General features: G+C 66.7%; 12 protein-coding genes and 1 pseudogene. 7 read left to right on the top strand and 6 right to left on the bottom strand.

Features of this window, described 5'->3' with window-relative positions:
• Positions 1-739: 739 nt before the first annotated feature.
• Positions 740-2,119, bottom strand: a complete 1,380-nt coding sequence (locus ACLF6P_RS29400; RefSeq protein ID WP_415954455.1) for an NAD(P)/FAD-dependent oxidoreductase — start codon at positions 2,117-2,119, stop codon at positions 740-742.
• A 724-nt stretch (positions 2,120-2,843) separates the two neighbouring features.
• On the opposite strand from ACLF6P_RS29400, the gene ACLF6P_RS29395 reads away from it, so the two are divergent.
• From ACLF6P_RS29395 to ACLF6P_RS29385, 3 genes are all read left to right on the top strand, one after another.
• Positions 2,844-4,007: a hypothetical protein gene (locus ACLF6P_RS29395; RefSeq protein ID WP_415954454.1), complete on the top strand. Its 1,164-nt coding sequence runs from the start codon at positions 2,844-2,846 to the stop codon at positions 4,005-4,007.
• Positions 3,985-6,183, top strand: a complete 2,199-nt coding sequence (katG, locus tag ACLF6P_RS29390; protein WP_415954453.1) for a catalase/peroxidase HPI — start codon at positions 3,985-3,987, stop codon at positions 6,181-6,183. The genes ACLF6P_RS29395 and katG overlap by 23 nt, the downstream gene beginning before the upstream one ends.
• Positions 6,184-6,502: 319 nt before the next feature.
• On the top strand, positions 6,503-8,797 hold the full coding sequence (locus ACLF6P_RS29385) for an FdhF/YdeP family oxidoreductase (protein ID WP_415954458.1): 2,295 nt from the start codon (positions 6,503-6,505) through the stop codon (positions 8,795-8,797).
• A 4-nt stretch (positions 8,798-8,801) separates the two neighbouring features.
• Here ACLF6P_RS29385 and ACLF6P_RS29380 read toward each other — a convergent pair whose 3' ends face one another.
• Entirely contained in the window at positions 8,802-10,250 is a 1,449-nt protein-coding gene (locus ACLF6P_RS29380) for a glutamate decarboxylase (RefSeq protein ID WP_415954452.1), read from the bottom strand.
• 79 nt (positions 10,251-10,329) lie between these two features.
• On the opposite strand from ACLF6P_RS29380, the gene ACLF6P_RS29375 reads away from it, so the two are divergent.
• From ACLF6P_RS29375 to ACLF6P_RS29365, 3 genes are all read left to right on the top strand, one after another.
• The gene (locus tag ACLF6P_RS29375) at positions 10,330-10,974 is read left to right on the top strand and encodes a thioredoxin domain-containing protein (protein WP_415954451.1); all 645 of its coding nucleotides are present in this window, start codon (positions 10,330-10,332) and stop codon (positions 10,972-10,974) included.
• An 80-nt stretch (positions 10,975-11,054) separates the two neighbouring features.
• A complete protein-coding gene (locus ACLF6P_RS29370; RefSeq protein ID WP_415954450.1) occupies positions 11,055-11,993 on the top strand; it encodes a Dyp-type peroxidase in 939 nt (312 codons plus the stop codon).
• The gene (locus tag ACLF6P_RS29365; RefSeq protein ID WP_415954449.1) at positions 11,990-13,261 is read left to right on the top strand and encodes a YhgE/Pip domain-containing protein; all 1,272 of its coding nucleotides are present in this window, start codon (positions 11,990-11,992) and stop codon (positions 13,259-13,261) included. The genes ACLF6P_RS29370 and ACLF6P_RS29365 overlap by 4 nt, the downstream gene beginning before the upstream one ends.
• 45 nt (positions 13,262-13,306) lie before the next feature.
• Here ACLF6P_RS29365 and ACLF6P_RS29360 read toward each other — a convergent pair whose 3' ends face one another.
• Positions 13,307-13,486 (bottom strand): hypothetical protein, encoded by a 180-nt coding sequence (locus ACLF6P_RS29360; protein WP_415954448.1) that lies wholly within the window; start codon positions 13,484-13,486, stop codon positions 13,307-13,309.
• 238 nt (positions 13,487-13,724) lie between these two features.
• Here ACLF6P_RS29360 and ACLF6P_RS29355 point away from each other — a divergent pair, with 238 nt between their 5' ends.
• Positions 13,725-14,822: a baeRF3 domain-containing protein gene (locus tag ACLF6P_RS29355; RefSeq protein ID WP_415954447.1), complete on the top strand. Its 1,098-nt coding sequence runs from the start codon at positions 13,725-13,727 to the stop codon at positions 14,820-14,822.
• A 65-nt stretch (positions 14,823-14,887) separates the two neighbouring features.
• Here ACLF6P_RS29355 and ACLF6P_RS29350 read toward each other — a convergent pair whose 3' ends face one another.
• The 3 genes and pseudogenes from ACLF6P_RS29350 to ACLF6P_RS29340 all read right to left on the bottom strand — a co-directional run.
• Positions 14,888-15,511 carry a DUF1345 domain-containing protein gene (locus tag ACLF6P_RS29350; protein ID WP_415954457.1) on the bottom strand — a complete coding sequence of 208 codons (624 nt, stop codon included), beginning with the start codon at positions 15,509-15,511 and terminating at the stop codon, positions 14,888-14,890.
• A gap of 14 nt (positions 15,512-15,525) precedes the next feature.
• Positions 15,526-18,156 carry an ATP-dependent chaperone ClpB gene (gene clpB / locus ACLF6P_RS29345; protein WP_415954456.1) on the bottom strand — a complete coding sequence of 877 codons (2,631 nt, stop codon included), beginning with the start codon at positions 18,154-18,156 and terminating at the stop codon, positions 15,526-15,528.
• Positions 18,157-18,499: pseudogene (locus ACLF6P_RS29340) on the bottom strand (chaperone modulator CbpM); the annotation flags it as partial.
• Position 18,500 lies beyond the last annotated feature (1 nt).

Raw genomic sequence — 18,500 nt, 5'->3', positions numbered from 1 at the left:
GCAGTCCGCCTGAACCAATCAAGATCGGACTCTACGAAACTCGGGGCAGCTCACCATGCCGCAGACACGGAACACCCCCACGCCCTGGGATGGGCAGTAGGCGGCGGGCCTGGATCACCAGCCGAGACGTCGCAGATGGCGATCGGGTTCGGGGATCCCCGCGATGTTGCCGAGGCCGACGACGTATGGCCGCAGATCGCGCTGCAGCAAGTACAGGGCCTCCTGGGAGGGCCGCGTACTCCTCCCAGGCAGACTCGTCCTGGCCGGGATATTCGTGCTCGTAGGAGGCCGCCATGGCCACTGCCTGGATGGGATGACCTTTGGCCGGGAGCGACGGAGCCAACTCCGACTCCATGGAGTCGCGGAGCATGACGAGCAGAACGTAGAGGGAGACAAGGCGGGCCCGCAGCAGACGCTCGCCGCGGTCGAACGCACGCACGGCGTGCGTCGACGCCTGAAAGAACATGCGGAGCGCGTCCTCCTGAACCGCGGCACTCTGATAGATCAACAACTCCCGGTGCGGCAGCGAGACTGTTGTAGCGAGAATCCGTACGAGTCCGTAGGACGCACGGCGCTCGAGGCAAGCCACGAGTCCGGCGGCCGCGTTGATCGCTCTCGCGGTTCGTGCCAGGACGGGGCCCTGCCCAGCGTGGTCAAGGCCGCATGCATGGGGCACCTGAGCCGACGCGATTCGCTCCCCTGACGCGTCGATTCCTCAGACGGGCACTCCGCGGCCCCGTCATCCGACAGCGTTCAGGTCCTGCTCCAACCAGTCAGCTCCGCGTGTGACCTTGCGGGTTTCCTCCACGGAGAGATACATGTCCGTCCGCTCGAAGTCCTTGAGTGTCGCCGGGCGCCACGTCTGGAACCCAGTACGGACGAAGTCGTCTCCCGCCACCGCGTTGAGTCCCCAGTTGGCTGCCGTACGGGCCCGGGCTGTCATGGTGCGCAGGGCAGCCAGGTGGTATCCGCGCGCCACGAGCTGCGCAGGTGGACCGGTCAGGGGCACGCCCATGGGCTTGGATACCGCCTGCCAGCCGCCCAGGTCGACCACGAGACCCATGTCCTTGTGGCGGTAGGCCTTGAGTGGCTGGTTGCGCAGCTTCGCGGCCACGTTCGTGGCGGCCGCCCAACCCTGCCGCATCGCGTGCTGCGCGGTCGGCGGGCAGACCGCACCGTCACCCTTGACGATGTCGGGCACCGCTGCCGCGTCGCCGAGCGCGAACACTCCTGGTGCGTTGGGCACGGTCAGGTCGGCCCCGACCACGAGCCGTCCCCTGGTCATCTCGGCATCGAGTGTGGCGACCAGGGGGCTCGCAGCCACGCCTGCCGTCCAGATGAGTGTGCGGCAGGGAAGTGCGCGCCCGTCGGTCAGGGTGACGGTGTCCTCGGTCGCTTTCGCCACGGAGACTTTCAACGTGACCTGGACGCCGCGCCGTTTCATGAGGTCCATTGCCTTCTCGCCGAGCGCGTCGCCGAGTTCGGGCATCAACTTGGGGGCGACGTCGACGAGGTGCCACTTGATCCGCTTCGGATCCAGATTCCGGTACCGCTTCCCGGCAGCCGTGGTCAGTCGCTGCAGATAAGCGGCGGTTTCCGTGCCGGCGTAACCTCCGCCGACCACCACGAACTGCAGCCGCGCCTCCTGCTCGGCCTTGTCCTCGGTGGCGGCGGCCAGGTCCAGTTGAGCGATCACATGGTCGCGGATCCAGGCCGCTTCGGCGAGGGTCTTCACACCGACCGCGTGCTTGTCGAGGCCGGGGATGTCGAACTGGCGGGTGACGCTTCCAGGCGTGATGACCAGGTAGTCGTAACGCTCCACCACCGTCTCGCCGGTGATCTTCTTGACGACGACCGCCTTCGCGACGGTGTCGATGCCGATGGCGCCGCCCGGTACGAGCGTGGTGCGGCGCAGCATGCGGCCCAGCGGTGCGGCCACCGACTGCGGGGTGAGCACGCCGGCGGTGACGTGCGGGAGCAAGGGCAGGTACAGCTGATAGTCGACCGGGCTGATCAGGCTGAGGTTCGCCTCGGAGGGCTTGAGGATCCGCTCCAGCTTGTGCGCACATTCCAGGCCGGCGAAACCGCCACCGACGACGACGATCCGAGGGGCTGCCATGTGCTGTCCTCCTGCTGCCCGACGGGGGCACGTGTGTGTTCGGTCTGGCTTGTCGGATTCATCCTCTGTCGTGCAGGCCGGGGCCGCCAGTGCGTGCCCGTGGGCCTCGTATGGCTGTAAGGACGAGCGTCCGGGCCACCCGCGTCCCCGAAACGGATGCGCCGCAAGCGTTCCCGGTCGAGCAGTGCCATGACGAGCCTGGTCCAGCCTCCAGGTCAACGGGCGGGCTGGTTGGCTAGAGTCCTTGATCAATGGCATTTTCGCCAACGTAGTGCCATTTATGCCCATCTGTACTTCGAATAGGTTGACGACACGATGTCCCGGACGCCCTTCCTCGCCAGGAGCCGCACCCGGCGGGAGCGCCAGGAACGCCGTCAGAGAGATGAATCCACGGCGCTCGACCGGCTGTATGGCACAGAGTTCGAGCTTTCTTGGGGCTGCACGTGCCCGGAGCCGGCGTGTATGCGCTGACCGCGTTCGTGGCGACCGCCGCGATCGGCGTGGGTAGCGTCTTCGGCGGTTCCGTCGGAAACGCCGCTCAGCGCGAGCGGGTTCCCCGCGCCGGCCCCGCCGGGAGCGGCCCCTCCTCCAGGTAGTCGACGCGAGAGAAGCCCGGACAGACTGGTGCATACCCTAGGTAGCCAGGTTTGAGCGTATAGTGACAAATGATCGTAAATCGTAGTGTTCCGCTCTTTCGTGTCTACAGAGATCCAGGTGCAGGCGCGTGTCACATCATCTAGATACTCCGCTGGCGGCGAAGAGCGGTCAGCTGTTCATCGATGACCTGTACGTCTTCCGCGGTGAGCGCGGCAGCGTCTTCGTGCTCAACGTCAACTCGAACATCACCGGCGTCGATCAGGAGCCGGGATTCCATGCCGAGGCGCGCTACGAGTTCAAGGTGCACTTCGGCGGCGCCGACATAGAGCCGCTGACGTACCGGATTTCGTTCGGCGAGGCCGACGGAAACGGCGTCCAAGCGATGCGCCTGCACGTCCTCACGGGTGTCGAAGCCCGTGAGGACGGTGCCGAGGGGCACTTCGTCCTCGAAGGGCGTACCGGTGAGACCGCCCAGATCGGCGGTACTCGCCTCTGGGCGGGGCGCGTCAAGGACCCGTTCTACATGGACCTGACCCTGCCGGCCAAGATCAACGGGGCCATCGGGCAGGGCACGGCCGTGGACCTGTCGGACTGGCAGCCGGCGAAGGCCGGGAACACCTTCGCCGGCACCTCCGTCGAGACCATCGTCCTGGAGGTCCCGGACGAGGGCGCCGTGTTGACGTCCGGTGCGGAGGCCGGCGTGTGGTGCGCCACCAAGCTCGCCACCGACGCGGGTGGCCGGCGGCAGAACAACCGTGGCGGGCACCCCACGATGTGGCCGATCTTCTGGCCGAAGGACACCGATTTCTCCAACCCGGCCAACACCCGCCACCCCTCCCGGGACCTGGCCGAGGACGGTGACCACATCGCCGGGCGCATCGCCGCGGTGGCCAAGGCGACCGGGACCTCCGCCGATTTGGGGGGATACGGACAGATCGTGTCCGGCCGCCTGTTCCCCGACATCCTGCCGTACGTCGTCGGCAGCGCCGCGGCCTACGGCTTCGCCAGGGGCAACGTCCGCCCACTGGCCGACAACGCCCCCGAGTCGATGCTCTTCCTGGTCACCGGCATGGCCGTACCTGCCGGCCTCAAGCCGTCCGTCGCTCTGTCGCCGAGAACGTGCGCAGCAGCCAGTTCCCCTATCTCGTACCCACCTGACACCAGGCCTGTACCCGCGTTCCGGGCCTCCACTTCCCGGCGCCAGGCCGAGACTCCTCGCACCGGTTGTGCCCGTACTCCCCACCGATTCGTCCCGCGAAGGGAATGCCGTGTCTCTGCCCTCCTCAGATGAATGCCCCGTCCACCCCAACCGGATCAATCGACCGGAAGCCGCGAGCGGGGTCCGGACATGGTGGCCCGACCAGCTGAACCTGAAGCTGCTTCAGCAGAATCCGCCGATGATCGACCCGATGGACGAGGATTTCGACTACGGCGCCGAGTTCGAGACGCTCGACCTGGACGAGGTACGTCGTGACCTCGAAGCGCTCATGGTCGACTCGCAGGACTGGTGGCCTGCCGACTTCGGGCACTATGGCCCCTTCCTCATCCGTATGGCCTGGCACGCCGCGGGGACCTATCGCACCGAGGACGGGCGCGGCGGCGCCGGTCACGCCATGCAGCGCTTCGCGCCCATCGCCAGCTGGCCCGACAACGCCAACCTCGACAAGGCCAGGCGCCTGCTGTGGCCGGTGAAGAAGAAGTACGGCAAGAAGCTGTCGTGGGCCGACCTGATGGAGTTCGCGGGCAACTGCGCGTTCGAGTCGATGGGCTTCAAGACGATGGGGTTCGGCGGCGGCCGCATCGACTGGTGGCAGGGTGACGAGACGTACTGGGGGCCGGAGCGCACCTGGATGGGCGACGAGCGTTTCTCCGCCACCCATGTGCTCGAATCGCCGCTGGCCGCCACGCAGATGGGCCTCATCTACGTCAACCCCGAGGGTCCGGACGGCGAGCCGGACCCGCTGGCATCGGCGGCGGACATCCGGCAGACGTTCAAGCGGATGGCGATGAACGACGTCGAAACATGCGCGCTGATCGTGGGCGGTCACACCATCGGCAAGACCCATGGCGCCGGCTCACCGGATTTCCAGGGGCCTCCTCCGGCTGAGGCGCCGTTGGAGGAGCAGGACCTGGGCTGGAAGAGTTCCTACGGCACGGGTGTCGGCGCCGACGCGACAACCAGCGGCCTGGAGGTGACCTGGACCCCGACGCCTACGACCTTCGACAACACGTTCCTGGAGAACCTCTACGGCTACGAGTGGGAGAAGTGGCGCGGCCCCGGCGGCCTGTGGCAGTGGCGGCCCAAGGACAATGCGGGCGCCGACACCACCCCGGCCCCGGACGACCCGGCCAAGAAGCACCAGCCCGGCATGCTCACCTCCGACATCGCGCTGCGCGTGGACCCGGTCTACGAACAGATCACCCGGCACTGGCTGGAGAACCCGGAGGAGATGTACGAGGAGTTCAGGAAGGCGTGGTTCAAGCTCATCCACCGCGACCTCGGTCCGCTCGCACGCTACCGGGGCTCACTGGTGCCCACGACTCCGCAGCTGTTCCAGGATCCGATCGAACCGGTGACGCACGCATTGATCGGCGCCGATGACATCGCCTCGCTCAAGAGCGACCTGCTCGCCTCGGGCCTGACCCGCCGGGAGCTGCTCCACACCGCGTGGTCGGCCGCGTCCTCATACCGCTGCACCGATATGCGAGGTGGGGCCAACGGCGGCCGGATCCGCCTCGAACCGCAGCGCAATTGGGAGCCGAACGAGCCCGAGAGCCTGCCGCACATCATCCGGGCGATCGAGTCGGTGGGGGAGCGCTTCAACTCGGCGCAGAACGGCGACGTGCGGGTGTCGTTCGCCGACCTGGTCGTGCTCGGCGGCTGCGCGGCGATCGAGGAGGCGGCGCGAGAGGCGGGTCACGAGGTGACGGTGCCGTTCGAGCCGGGCCGTGGCGACGCGCTTCAGGAGTGGACCGACACCGAGTCCTTCGACTCGCTGGAGCCGGAAGCCGACGGATTCCGTCATTACGCGGCCAAGAGCGCCCCTCTGGCGCCCGAGTACATGCTGCTCGACCGGGCGAGCCAACTCGGCCTCAGCGCGCCTGAGATGACCGTACTCCTCGGCGGCATGCGGGTGCTCGGCCTGAACTACCAGGACTCCGAGCTGGGCGTCCTCACCGGGACTCCGGGTCGCCTGACCAACGACTTCTTCGTGAACCTGCTGGACATGAGCACGGCGTGGGAACCGTCGCCCGCGGACGACGGCACCTACATCGGCACCGACCGCGCCACGGGCCGGCAGCGCTGGACGGCTGGCCGCATCGATCTCGCCTTCGGCTGGAACGCCCAGCTGCGGGCGGTGTCGGAGGTGTACGCGGCCGACGACGGGATGCAGAAGTTCCTCAAGGACTTCATCCGCGCCTGGAACAAGATCATGAACGCGGACCGCTTCGACCTGCACCGCTGATCGGCTGATCGGCTAATCGACACAGCATGGGGTGGGGCTCCGAGCTCCCCGGGACCCCACCCCATGCTGCTCAGCCATGGGTGCCAATTTGGTGGCCTTCGGGACTGCCAGGTGCGGACCCACCGTTCACGAGTTGCCAACGCGCTCGCACAGCCGGTTCGCCCGTTTGGCCACGCGTTGTCCCGGGGCGGCTGCTCGGTCAGGACGTAGCCTCGGAGGGGAGCTGCCGGGCACTGAGGAGACGGTCGTGAGTGACCAGGAGCGTTTTGAGCGCGACGCCGAGATCGAGCGACAGGAGGCGGCCGACGTCGGCGTGTCGCTGGAGCCGAGGGTCGGGCCGGTGCCCCGGCACCCGCCCAAGTCGAAGCCGTATAAGCATCCGGCAGCGGGCTGGGGCGCGGCCAAGGCGGTCACCGAGTTCCTTTCCGAGGAGCACAAGGTCGCGGCCGGCTCGCGCGAGATGCTCAAGATGAATCACGAGGACGGCGGCTTCGACTGCCCGGGGTGTGCGTGGGGCGACACCCAGGGCCTTGAGCTGGACGTCTGTGAGAACGGCATCAAGCACACTGCCTGGGAGATGACGGGCAAGCGAGTCACCCGTGAGTTCTTCGCCGAGCACACCGTCACCGAGCTCTTCGACTGGACCGACTTCGACCTGGAGGACCAGGGTCGGCTGACGGAGCCGATGGTCTACGACCCGGAGACCGACCACTACGTGCCGATCAGCTGGCCGGGCGCCTTCCGGCTTTTCGGGGATGCCGTCCGCGCTCTTGAGAACCCGAACCAGGCCGCGTACTACACCTCGGGGCGGCTGGGCAACGAGGCGTCCTTCCTCTACTCGCTCATGGCCCGCGAGCTCGGCACGAACAACCAGCCCGACTGCGCCAACATGTGCACGGAGGCGGGCAGCCGTGCGATGCAGGCCTCCCTCGGCACCGGCAAGGCGACCGTGGACATCAAGGACTGGGAGAGCGCGGACGCCGTCTTCGTTATGGGCATCAACGTCGCGTCCAACGCGCCCCGGATGCTCACTCCGCTGGCCCAGCTCCACCGGGACGGCAAGAAGATCGTCCACATCAATCCGCAGATCGAGGCGGGTGCGACGCGCACGATCATTCCGCACGAGGTCATGTCGATGGCGACCTTCCACGCCACCGAGACGAGCGATCTCGACATCCAGCCGCGCTCCGCCGGGGACATGGCGCTGATGCGCGGTCTGGCGAAGGCCACGCTGGAGATGGCCGAGACCGACGAAGACGCCATCGACAGGCCGTTCCTGAAGCGCTACACCTCGGGCTTCGAGGAGTACGCGAAGGTTGTCGCCGAGACGCCCTGGGACGAGATCGTCCACCAGTCGGGCGTCAGCAAGGAGACCATCCAGCAGGCCGCCGCGATCTATCGTGAGGCCGACCGGGCGATCTTCACCTGGGGCCTCGGCGTGAACCAACACGAGCATGCCGTCGACACGATCCGCGAGATCATCAACGTCCTGCTGCTGCGCGGCAACATCGGCCGCGAGGGCGCCGGAGCCGCACCGAACCGCGGGCACAGCAACGTGCAGGGCAACCGGACCTGCGGCATCACCAACGCACCCGACAAGGAGTTCCTCGACAAGCTCCACGAGGTCTGCGGGATCGACCCGCCCTACGAGAAGGGGCTGGACGTCGTCGGCACCATCGAGGCGATGAACCGCGGCGAGATCAAGGTCTTCGTCGGTATGGCGGGTAACTTCGCGCTGGCCTCGCCCGACACCCGGTTCACCTACGCGGGCCTGAGGAAGGTTGAGCTGACCGTGATGGTCAGCACCAAGCTCAACCGCAGCCACATTGTCCACGGCAAGCGCGCACTGATCCTGCCGTGTCTCGGCCGGACCGAGAAGGACATCCAAGCCACCAGACTGCAACGCATTTCGGTCGAGGACGGCATGTCGATGGTCCACCTCTCGCAGGGCAACCGCACGCCGGCCTCCCCACACCTGCTCTCCGAGCCCACGATCATCGCCGGCCTCGCCCAGGCGGCCCTGCCGGTCTCCGTCACCCCGTGGGCATGGTACGTCGAGGACTACGACCGTATCCGGGACACCATGGAGAAGGTCCTGTACGGCTTCGAGGACTTCAACGCGCGTGTGCGCGAGCCCATGGGCTTCCGTATCCACCAGCCCGCGCGTGAGCGGGTCTTCGAAACGCCCTCCAAGCGGGCCGAGTTCTCCTCCGCTCCACTGCCTGACGTGGTGCCCCGCGAGGGCAGGCTCGTGCTGGGGGCGATGCGCTCCCATGACCAGTGGAACACCACGATCTACAGCGACAACGACCGTTACCGCGGCATCCAGAACCTGCGCACGCTCGTCTTCATGAACAGCGACGACATGGGCGAGCGCGGTCTCGGGCAGTTCGATCCGACCCGGATCACGGCCCACGCCAAGGACGGGACGGTGCGTACGCTCGCGGGATTCCTGGCGGTCGAACACGACATCCCGCGCGGGGTCGCCCTCGGCTACATGCCGGAGCTGAACCAGCTGATCTCGATCAGCGACTACAGTGCCCAGAGCGACCAGCCGCTGATGAAGCAGCTCGACGTGTCCATCGAACGGGAGGGGAGTCATCCGTCTCCGTGACGGATCAGGGTTCGTAGCCTGCTTGAACGGCCTGCTCTTCGCAGTGGTGGAACGCCGTTGCTGCCGCCCGGTCACTCACCATCGGGTGCGGTTGCCGACGGAGCTCCGGCAGGATGCGACCAAGGTCCTCGACCAGAAGGGCAGCCAGGTCGGATGAGAAGCCGTTGCGGCACACCACTCTGCAGACGGACAAGTCCTCCCGATGTTCAGGGAACGTATACGCGGGGATCAACCACCCGCGCTCACTGAGGCGTCGCGCCACGTCGAAGACGTCGAACGTCGTCACGTGGGGAGCGGTCGTGAACGCGAACGCCGGCAACTGGTCCCCATGCGTGAGGAGGTGGAAATCGCCGTAGGCCTCGATCTGGTGGGCGAGGCCTACGGCGACTTCCCTGGTCGCTTGCTGCACGGCTGTGTATCCCTCACGCCCCAGGCGCAGGAACATGTAGTACTGGGCAGCCACCTGAGCGCCGGGGCGGGAGAAGTTCAGCGCGAAGGTCGGCATGTCGCCACCCAGGTAGTTGACCCTGAAGATCAGGTCCTCGGGAAGCGCATCCTGGTCACGCCACAAGGCCCAGCCGACGCCTGGATAGATGAGGCCGTACTTGTGTCCCGAGGTATTGATCGACGCAACACGCGGAAGTACGAAGTCCCACCGCAGGTCCTCGTCGAGGAACGGCGCCACCATGGCACCGGACGCTCCGTCGACATGCACGGGTATGTCGAGACCCGTCCGCTCCTGCAGGTCGTCCAGTGCTGTGCACAGTTCTTCGATCGGCTCGTAGGACCCGTCGTACGTGGACCCCAATATGCCGACCATCCCGATCGTGTTCGCATCGCACAGTTCGACGGCGCTCTGAGGGTCGAGATGGAAACGCTCCCCCTCCATGGGAACGCGACGCGCCTCCACTTCCCAGTACCGGCAGAACTTCTCCCAGCACACCTGAACGTTGACGCCCATCACCAGATTGGGACGCTCTCGCGGATAGCGGTCAGCATTGCGCTGCGCCCACCGCCACTTCAGGGCCATACCGGCGAGCATGCACGCCTCGCTGGACCCGGTCGTCGAACACCCGACTGCAGCATGCGGATCGGGTGCGTGCCACAGGCCGGCGAGCATGGACACGCAGCGACGTTCCAGTTCGGCGGTACGTGGGTATTCGTCCTTGTCGATGAGGTTCTTGTCCCGGCATTCCCCCATCAGCACCCCGGCCTCGGGTTCCATCCAGGTCGTGACGAACGTCGCAAGGTTGAGACGTGCGTTGCCGTCCAGCATCAGGTCGTCACGCACCAGTTGATACGCCGTGGCAGGTGCGAGTGACCTCTCGGGCAAACGATCCCTGGGCAGGGCGTCGGTCATGCCGGCCGCAGGGTTCGAGGACCCGTACAGCGGATTGACCGGAAGGTTCGGCCGCGGGTGGACCGCGTCGGCGCCGTGAAAGAGGGGTGTCATAGGTGACTCCACGCTCCGACCCCGAGCCAGATTCGACAGCAATCAAGCCTACCGGCCGTCGCGACCGCCCGCCCGCGCGATGGCCGGTCCGGTCGTGCGTCCCTCGAGTCTGTGGCACCGTCGATTCATGAATCCGGCAAACGCGAATGGGCCCGACGGTGCCACAGTCCACTATGGGGACCCGGACAATCAGCACTCACTGGAGTTCTTTCTGGAACTTCGAGACAGAGTGAGCCACAACGTGGCGGAGGGTCTCCTGGAGACAATGCGCGAAGGCGCCGACCAGGGTAGGTACGTCATTAAGTTCCACTTCGCCGCCCAGATGGACCAGACGGTCGGAGGCGCCGGCTCCGTATGCGGGCTCAGCGCTCTCGGCGCGGCGGGCGACGTGGGGCAGAGGCAATTCATCGAATACCTGGCGGTCCTGCTCAAGGACCAGCCGTTTCCTCCTGGGTTCGACCGCTTCTCCGAGACCTCGGTGCTGCTGGACCTGGCCAGCAAGGTCGACGGTCTGAGGTCACCTGAATTCGACCTCAAGGTCACGGAGAAGACGTATATGGACTGGGCCGGCGACACCGTTGCGGCCTTCTCGTCGTTCAACGTCCTGGAGACACCTGTGGTCCGATTTGACGGACGGGAGATCCAGGTCGCCAAGGCGGAGGGTGGGTTCGCGCGGGGTCCCGCGGTATCCGTGGCGGACTTCCTGGAGCAGCTTCCGCACTGAGCTGCATCCGTGCGTGAGCGCACCTAGTCTGACGACTGACCGGTTAGTCCCTATTCTGCGCATTTGCTGATTGGAGTCCCATGGTCGCGGCGCAGTCCGTCATCGCCCCGCCCGCGAAGGCCGCGGTCTTCCTCGTCGCCACGGTGAACCCCGGCGGCGAGGGCACGGTCCGCGAGACGCTGCAGGGCCTCTCCGGGCTGACCCGCTCGGTCGCGTTCCGGGAGTCCGGCGCCGGGCTCGCCTGTGTCGCCGGGATCGGCTCGGACGCCTGGGACCGGCTGGCCGGCGGCCCGCGCCCGCGCGCGCTGCGCGGCTTCGAGGAGCTGCAAGGCCCACGGCACAGAGCCCCGGCCACCCCCGGCGACCTCCTCTTCCATGTGCGCGCCCGCCGCCCGGACCTCTGCTTCGAGCTGGCCCGACTGATTGTGGACGCCCTCGGTGACAGCGTCACCGTCGTCGACGAGGTCCACGGTTTCGGCTACTTCGACGCCCGCGACCTCCTTGGCTTCGTCGACGGCAGCGAGAACCCCACCGGCTCCGCCGCGCACGACGCGGTCATCATCGGCGACGAGGATCCGGCCTTCAGCGGCGGCAGCTACGTCACCGTGCAGAAGTACGTGCACGACATGGCCGCCTGGAACGCACTCGACGTCGAGGAGCAGGAACGCGTCATCGGCCGCAGCAAGGCGGACAACGTCGAGATGTCCGACGACGTCAAACCCGCCGACTCGCACATCGCCCTGAACGCGATCACCGACGAGGACGGCACGGAGCGGAAGATCGTCCGCGAGAACATGCCGTTCGGGCAGGTCGGCCGCGGCGAGTTCGGCACGTACTTCATCGGCTACGCGCGTACGCCCGACGTGACCGGGCAGATGCTGCGCAACATGTTCATCGGCGATCCGCCCGGCAACACGGACCGCATCCTCGACTTCTCCACCGCGGTCACCGGCGGCCTCTTCTTCGTACCGAGCGCCGACCTCCTGGACGACTTCCCCACCCCGAAGGAAGCGGCATGACTTCTGCCGGCCAGGGGTCCACAGCGAGCGCAGGATCCCTGCTGCGGCGCGGAAAACTGTGGATCGCACCCAGCGTGCTCTGCGGGCTGGTGGCACTCGTCCTCTCGCTTCTCTACATGGGCGGCATCCTCACCCCGGAGAGAAGCCTGCACCGGCTGCCGATCGCCCTTGTGAACGAGGACACCGGAAAGCCGTTGCCCGGAGCACAGCAGAATCTGGGCGCGCAGATCAGTGAGCAGATCGTCTCCTCCACACCGCCCGAGGACGTGCGGTGGCGACGCCTCGGCGAAGAAGCAGCCAAGGAGCAGCTGGCCTCCGGGAAGGTGTACGGAGCCCTGGTCATTCCCGGCGACTTCACCCGTACGGTGGCATCGCTGGGCAGCGCCGACGCCGGCCGGCCGACGCTGACCGTGCTCACCAACCCGGCTAAGGGCAGCCTCGGCGCATCGATGGCTGCCCGGATCGCCCAACGGGCAGCGCACGGCGCCTCGGTGGGCATCGGGAAGCAGCTCGCGGCCGCTCCGCAGTTCACCGGTGCCGATGCCACGGCCCGGCTGCTGATGGCCGACCCCGTAGCAGTGCACACGGAGCCGGGCCACCCGATCGGTGAGCACAGCGGCTTGGGGCTGAGCGCCTTCTACTACGTACTGCTGCTCGTACTTGCCGGATTCCTGGGCGCCAATCTGATCAACAGCTCCGTCGACACGTCACTCGGCTACGCCGACGCGGAGATCGGCCCCTGGCACCGCCGCCATCGAACGGTCCCGATCAGCCGCACACAGACGCTGCTGCTCAAGATGGGCATGACCGCGGGGATTTCCGTGCTCACCACCGCGGTGGTGATGGTGGCGTGCATCTTTATCTTGGGCATGGACGCCTCTCATCTGCCCATGCTGGCGCTGTTCTCGTACTGCTCCTGCCTCAGTGTGGGACTCGGCGTGCAGGCGATCAACGCGGCGTTCGGGAACATCGGCCAGCTCGTCTCGATGCTCTTCTTCATCGCACTGGCCCTGCCGTCCTCCGGCGCCACGATCCCGCTCGAGGCCGTGCCGGGGTTCTACCGCTTCCTCGCCGTCTTCGAACCGATGCGCCAGCTCGTCGACGGAGTCAGATCGATCCTGTACTTCGACGCCCGCGCGGGCGCGGGACTCACCCGTGGATGGATCATGATCGGGATCGGCCTCGCGATCTCTCTCGCCTTCGGCTTCCTCATGACGCGGTACTACGACCGCAAGGGCCTGTACCGCATGGTGCCGCAGCCCAGCTGACGCGAAGGCGGCGGCACCCTACGAGAATGACCGTGCTCGACTCTCCTATTCGACCCAGCGACCATCCTCTTGACGGTGTTCAGGAACAGGACGACCCCTACTGTCCATCTGCTGTTCCTTGCTCTTCTTCGCGCCTTCTGGGAGTTGGCCGTGGAAATAGACGAGCTTTCCCTGTCCGCGCGCACCCAGCCCGTGGTGTCCCTTTGCCGGTTGCTTCTTTCCCATGAGCCGGCCTCCTTGAACAAATCGGGTTTGGAGACTTGGAAGGCGCCGCACCTCATACCCTACGCCGTCGTCAGTGTCGCGGCGAGGGCGCGATCATCGTCGAATTGGCCTCGCAATGCGTCGGGCTGCGTCGCCGTGAAATCGGTGTAACGCTGGCGATATGCACACTTCTGACCTGACACCCGAAATCCGTGCCGAGCTGAGCAGGCCGCGGCCGTATCCCGCCATCACGCTCGTCATGCCGACGGATCCGGACTTCCGGTTCAACGACAAGGACCGCATCCTGCTGCGGGACCTTGTAACGGAGGCCAAGCGGCGGCTGGCCGATGACCCGGGCGTCGAGCGGGTGGCGCACCTGCAGCTGCGCGACCACCTGCTGGATACAGCAGTGATCGAGCAGGCGGCCGATTCGCTGCCTGCCGATGACGCCATGGTGGTGTACGTGGCAGCGGAGGAACCCGTGCGGGTCTGGCGTGTGACATCGCCGCACGACGTGCGGCCACGTGTCGAGTTCGCCGGTGAGTTCCTGACGAGGTACCTCGTGGATGCCGAACAACGGTCCCGGCCGTATCTGGTGCTCGTGCTGGACCAGGAGATGTCGCGGCTCTATCGCGGCTCGGTACGGCGGCTGGTCGAGGTGAGGACGCATGGCTTCCCTGACGCGCCACAGATTCCTTCACCAGAGGACGCCGACCCCGGACCGATCCCGCACACAGAGCCGTACCGAGGGCACGGGGAGCGGGTGCAGCAGTATCTGAAGTCGGTCGACAAGCACCTCGGCGACTATCTCGATGAGCACGGACCGCTACCGCTGTTTGTCATCGGCGGTGCGAAGATTCTTTCCGCGTTCGAGAGGGGCACCGCGTACGGCAGACTGGTCGCCGGCACGCTCCCGCTGACCGGCATGGACAAGGCCTCGGCGAAGGACCTGGCCGGCCGGCTGGAGCCGGTCCTGGAGGAATTTCACGCCCGACAGACCACCGATGCCATGAACGAGCTCCAGGAGGCACGCGGCCGAGACAGAGCTGCGGATGGTCCGGAGCAGGTGTGGACCGCGGTCGCGGACAGGCGGGTGCGGCGCCTGCTGTTGGAGCAGTCCTTGGTGCTGGCCGGGCGGATCAACGGCGACGGGCGAGAGCTGGAAGTCGTCGAGGTGCCCGGGCCGGTGACACTGCCGAACCCGGTCCCGGACGTCCAGCCGCCTCCGGATGGCGTCGCCACCGACATCGTGGAACAGCTTGTGGACGGCGCGGTGGCGGCGGAGACCGACGTCTTGTTCGTCCCCGACGGAACACTTGCCGATTCCGGCGGGGTGGCGGCCTTGCTGCGGTACTGAGGAACACTTCGCCGCCGCGTCGGCGGGCGTGGCCACCAGTAGCGCACTGGTGGCCACGCCCTATTTCAGCCTGTGACGATTCCTGTGACGAGGTTGACGGTTGTCGCGAGGATGGTGGTCCCGAAGACGTACGACAGCAGCGAGTGACGCAGAACCACCGAACGGATCGTCGCATTCGAGACGTTGGTGTCGGAGACCTGGTAGGTCATGCCCAGGTTGTAGCTGAAGTAGAAGAAGTCCCGGTAGCTGGGCGAGGCGTTGGAGTTGAAGTCGATCCCACCGCTCCCAGCCGCGTAGTACAGGTACGCGTATCGGGCGGCGTACATCAGATGGAGCGACGCCCAGGACATGGCCACGCCGCCGAGTGCGACCGCCGCCGCGACGTGGCCGGAGCCGGTGTCGCCCAGCAGGAGCAGCAGCACGATCGCGATCAGCCCCGCCAGGCCGGTCGCCACGACTACGAGCTCATCAGTCACAGGCCTGAAGTTCTCACGGCCCGCGTTCTCCCGGGTGGCCGTTGCGTCCATCGGCCACAGCACCATCCAGCCCGCCACGACGAAGGCGAGTTCCGTCGCGGCGATACCGGTGAGAATCGCCAGGGGGAGGTCGCTCACCCATCCGACGATCCCGCCGACCACAACACCGATGACCGCCGCGCCGGCGAGCCGTGGGACTGCAGAGTGCGGCAGAAGGGCCGAGGCGATCACGTGGTTGGTTCCAGCTCGGGCTGGACATAGCCCACGTCGAGTTTGCCGTCCTGTGCGTCGACTCGGACCGTCGCCCCGTCCTGGACGTCGCCGCGCAGCAGAGCGCGGCCGACCAGTGTCTCCACCTCGTGGGAGATGAAGCGGCGCAGTGGCCGGGCGCCGTAGACGGGGTCGTAGCCTTCGTGAGCGACGAGTTCCCGTGCGGACGGCGTGAGTTCGACGGTGATGCGGCGTTCCGCGAGCCGACGGCGGAGTTCCTCGAACTGCAGCTCCACGATCTTTTCGATCTGCGGTTCGCCCAGTGGCTTGAAGAGGATGATGTCGTCGATGCGGTTGAGGAATTCGGGCCTGAAGTGGGCGCGGAGGTCGTTCATCACCTGGGTGCGTGCCTTTTCGGTGATGTCGCCGTCTTCGGTCGCGCCGTCCAACAGGTACTGCGAGCCGATGTTGGACGTCATGATGATGACCGTATTGCGGAAGTCGACGGTTCGGCCCTGGGCGTCTGTGACGCGGCCGTCGTCGAGGATCTGCAGGAGGGTGTTGAAGACGTCGATGTGGGCCTTCTCGATCTCGTCGAAGAGGACGACCGAATACGGCTTGCGGCGCACGGCCTCGGTGAGCTGCCCACCCTCCTCGTGACCGACATATCCGGGAGGTGCACCGAGTAGCCGGCTGACAGTGTGACGCTCCTGGTACTCACTCATGTCGAGGCGGATGATGTTCTCGTCGGAGTCGAAGAGCGCGGCGGCCAGTGTCTTGGCCAGTTCGGTCTTCCCGACGCCGGTCGGGCCGAGGAAGAGGAAGGAGCCGATGGGGCGGCGCGGGTCCCGGATGCCGGAGCGAGCTCGGATGATGGCATCGGTGACGAGCTGCACGGCCTCGTCCTGCCCGATGACACGTTCGCGCAGGATGTCATCGAGGCGCAGGAGCTTCTCGCGCTCGCCTTCTTGCAGGCGGAAGACGGGAATTCCGGTCCAGGCCGCAACGATCTCCGCGATCTCCTCCTCGGTGACCACCTCCCGAAGGAGGCGGCTCTCACCTTGCTTGACGGCGAGTTGCTCTTCTTCGGCGTCCAGGCGTCGCTTCAGGTTCTGGAGTTCGCCGTAGCGCAGTTCCGCGGCGCGGTTGAGGTCGTAGCTGCGCTCGGCTTCCTCCGCTTCGTGGCGCACCTGTTCCAGTTTCTGCCGCAGTTCCTGAACCCGGCGAATGGCCTGGCGTTCGGCCTCCCACTGCGCGTGCTTGGCGTCGGCTTCGGCGCGTAGGTCGGTCAGCTCCCGCCGTAGTTCGGTCAGGCGTGCCTGGCTGGCCGGGTCTTCTTCTTTGGACAGAGCCGCGTCCTCGATCTCGAGCCGGGTGGCACGGCGGGTGATCTCGTCCAGCTCGGCCGGCATGGAGTCGATTTCGGTGCGAAGTCTGGCGCAGGCCTCGTCCACGAGGTCGATGGCCTTGTCGGGAAGGAACCTGTCGGTGATGTAGCGGTGGCTCAGGACGGCGGCGGAGACCAGGGCGGAGTCCTGGATCTTGACGCCGTGGAAGACCTCGAGGCGTTCGCGAAGGCCGCGGAGAATGGAAATGGTGTCCTCGACCGTGGGTTCGTCGACGACGACCATCTGGAAGCGCCGCTCCAGTGCCGCGTCCTTCTCGATGTACTTCCGGTACTCGTCGAGCGTGGTCGCGCCGATCAAGTGGAGTTCCCCGCGGGCGAGCATCGGTTTGAGCATGTTGCCCGCGTCCATGGCCCCTTCTGCGGCGCCGGCACCGACGACGGTGTGCAGTTCGTCGATGAAGAGCAGGATCCGCCCGGCCGCGGCCTTGACCTCGTTCAGGACAGCCTTGAGGCGTTCCTCGAACTCGCCGCGGTACTTGGCGCCGGCGACCAGCGCGCCCATGTCGAGTGCGAAGACGGTTTTGTCGCGCAGTCCTTCGGGGACGTCACCGCGCACGATCCGCTGGGCGAGACCCTCCACGATGGCGGTCTTGCCCACACCGGGATCGCCGATGAGGACGGGGTTGTTCTTCGACTTGCGGCTGAGGATCTGGGTGACGCGACGGATCTCGGAGTCGCGGCCGATGACCGGATCGAGCTTGCCCTCCCTCGCTTCCGCGACCAGGTCACGGCCGTACTTGTCCAGTGCCTCGTACGCCACTTCGGGGTTTGCCGAGGTGACACGTTGGTTGCCGCGTAGCTGGGAAAGAGCCGAGAGAAACGCCTCCTTGGTGACGCCGGCCTCCTTCAGTGCGCGTCCCGCTCCGGTGGCGGAGCCTTCGTCGGCCAGTGCCAGGATCAGGTGCTCGACGGAGACGTATTCGTCCTTGAGGCGTTTGGACTCCTGCTCGGCGGCATCGAGGAGCCGCGACAGACGCTGGGTGACGAAGACCTGTCCCGGTGCGGCGCTGGGCCCGGTGACCTTCGGCTTGCGGGCCACTTCCGATTCCGCCGCGACGCTCAGCGCCGCGGGATCGGCGCCGGCCTGGCTGATCAGCCGCGGCACGATTCCGTCTTCCTGCCCGAGGAGAGACAGCAGCAGGTGCTCGCCGTCGACTTCGGTCTGGCCCTGACGGACCGCCTCGTTCTGCGCATCCTGGAGCGCCTGCTGAGACTTCTCGGTGAGCCGGTTCATGTTCATGGGGTGCCCATCACTCCTTGTACCGCTGGGCTGCTGTGGCGGCTTCGAGTCGACTGATGCGGTCGAGAAGGTCGAGAACCAGGCCGATGGAGGCGTAGTTGAGACAGAGTCCCGTTCGCAGTCGCTGGATTCGGGCGAGCGTGGCGGGCGCGGTCGGGGGGAACACGAGCCGCCCCGATGGATCGCGGCGGGCGTCGACCAGGCCGAGAGCGACCATACGGCGCACCAGGTCGGGATGGAGGCCGGAACGGCGCGCCACCGTCTCCAGGGACAGCGTGGGCAGGGGCGCCAGCGCGTAGTGGACCCTGCCGGTGCCCGGTGCAGCGCGGTCTCGCTGTGTCATC

It is taken from the genome of Streptomyces lothianensis, assembly GCF_047779955.1.
Classification (GTDB): domain Bacteria; phylum Actinomycetota; class Actinomycetes; order Streptomycetales; family Streptomycetaceae; genus Streptomyces.
Note: the sequence above shows the minus strand (reverse complement) of the source record. Positions and strands in the feature narration are given on the sequence as shown.

Coding starts and splice junctions, on each gene's coding strand:
- ACLF6P_RS29355 (WP_415954447.1), top strand. CDS start 13,725: ATGCCGACGGATCCGGACTTCCGGTTCAACGACAAGGACCGCATCCTG.
- ACLF6P_RS29380 (WP_415954452.1), bottom strand. CDS start 10,250: ATGACACCCCTCTTTCACGGCGCCGACGCGGTCCACCCGCGGCCGAAC.
- ACLF6P_RS29360 (WP_415954448.1), bottom strand. CDS start 13,486: ATGGGAAAGAAGCAACCGGCAAAGGGACACCACGGGCTGGGTGCGCGC.
- ACLF6P_RS29365 (WP_415954449.1), top strand. CDS start 11,990: ATGACTTCTGCCGGCCAGGGGTCCACAGCGAGCGCAGGATCCCTGCTG.
- ACLF6P_RS29370 (WP_415954450.1), top strand. CDS start 11,055: ATGGTCGCGGCGCAGTCCGTCATCGCCCCGCCCGCGAAGGCCGCGGTC.
- clpB (WP_415954456.1), bottom strand. CDS start 18,156: ATGAACATGAACCGGCTCACCGAGAAGTCTCAGCAGGCGCTCCAGGAT.
- ACLF6P_RS29400 (WP_415954455.1), bottom strand. CDS start 2,119: ATGGCAGCCCCTCGGATCGTCGTCGTCGGTGGCGGTTTCGCCGGCCTG.
- ACLF6P_RS29375 (WP_415954451.1), top strand. CDS start 10,330: ATGGCCGGTCCGGTCGTGCGTCCCTCGAGTCTGTGGCACCGTCGATTC.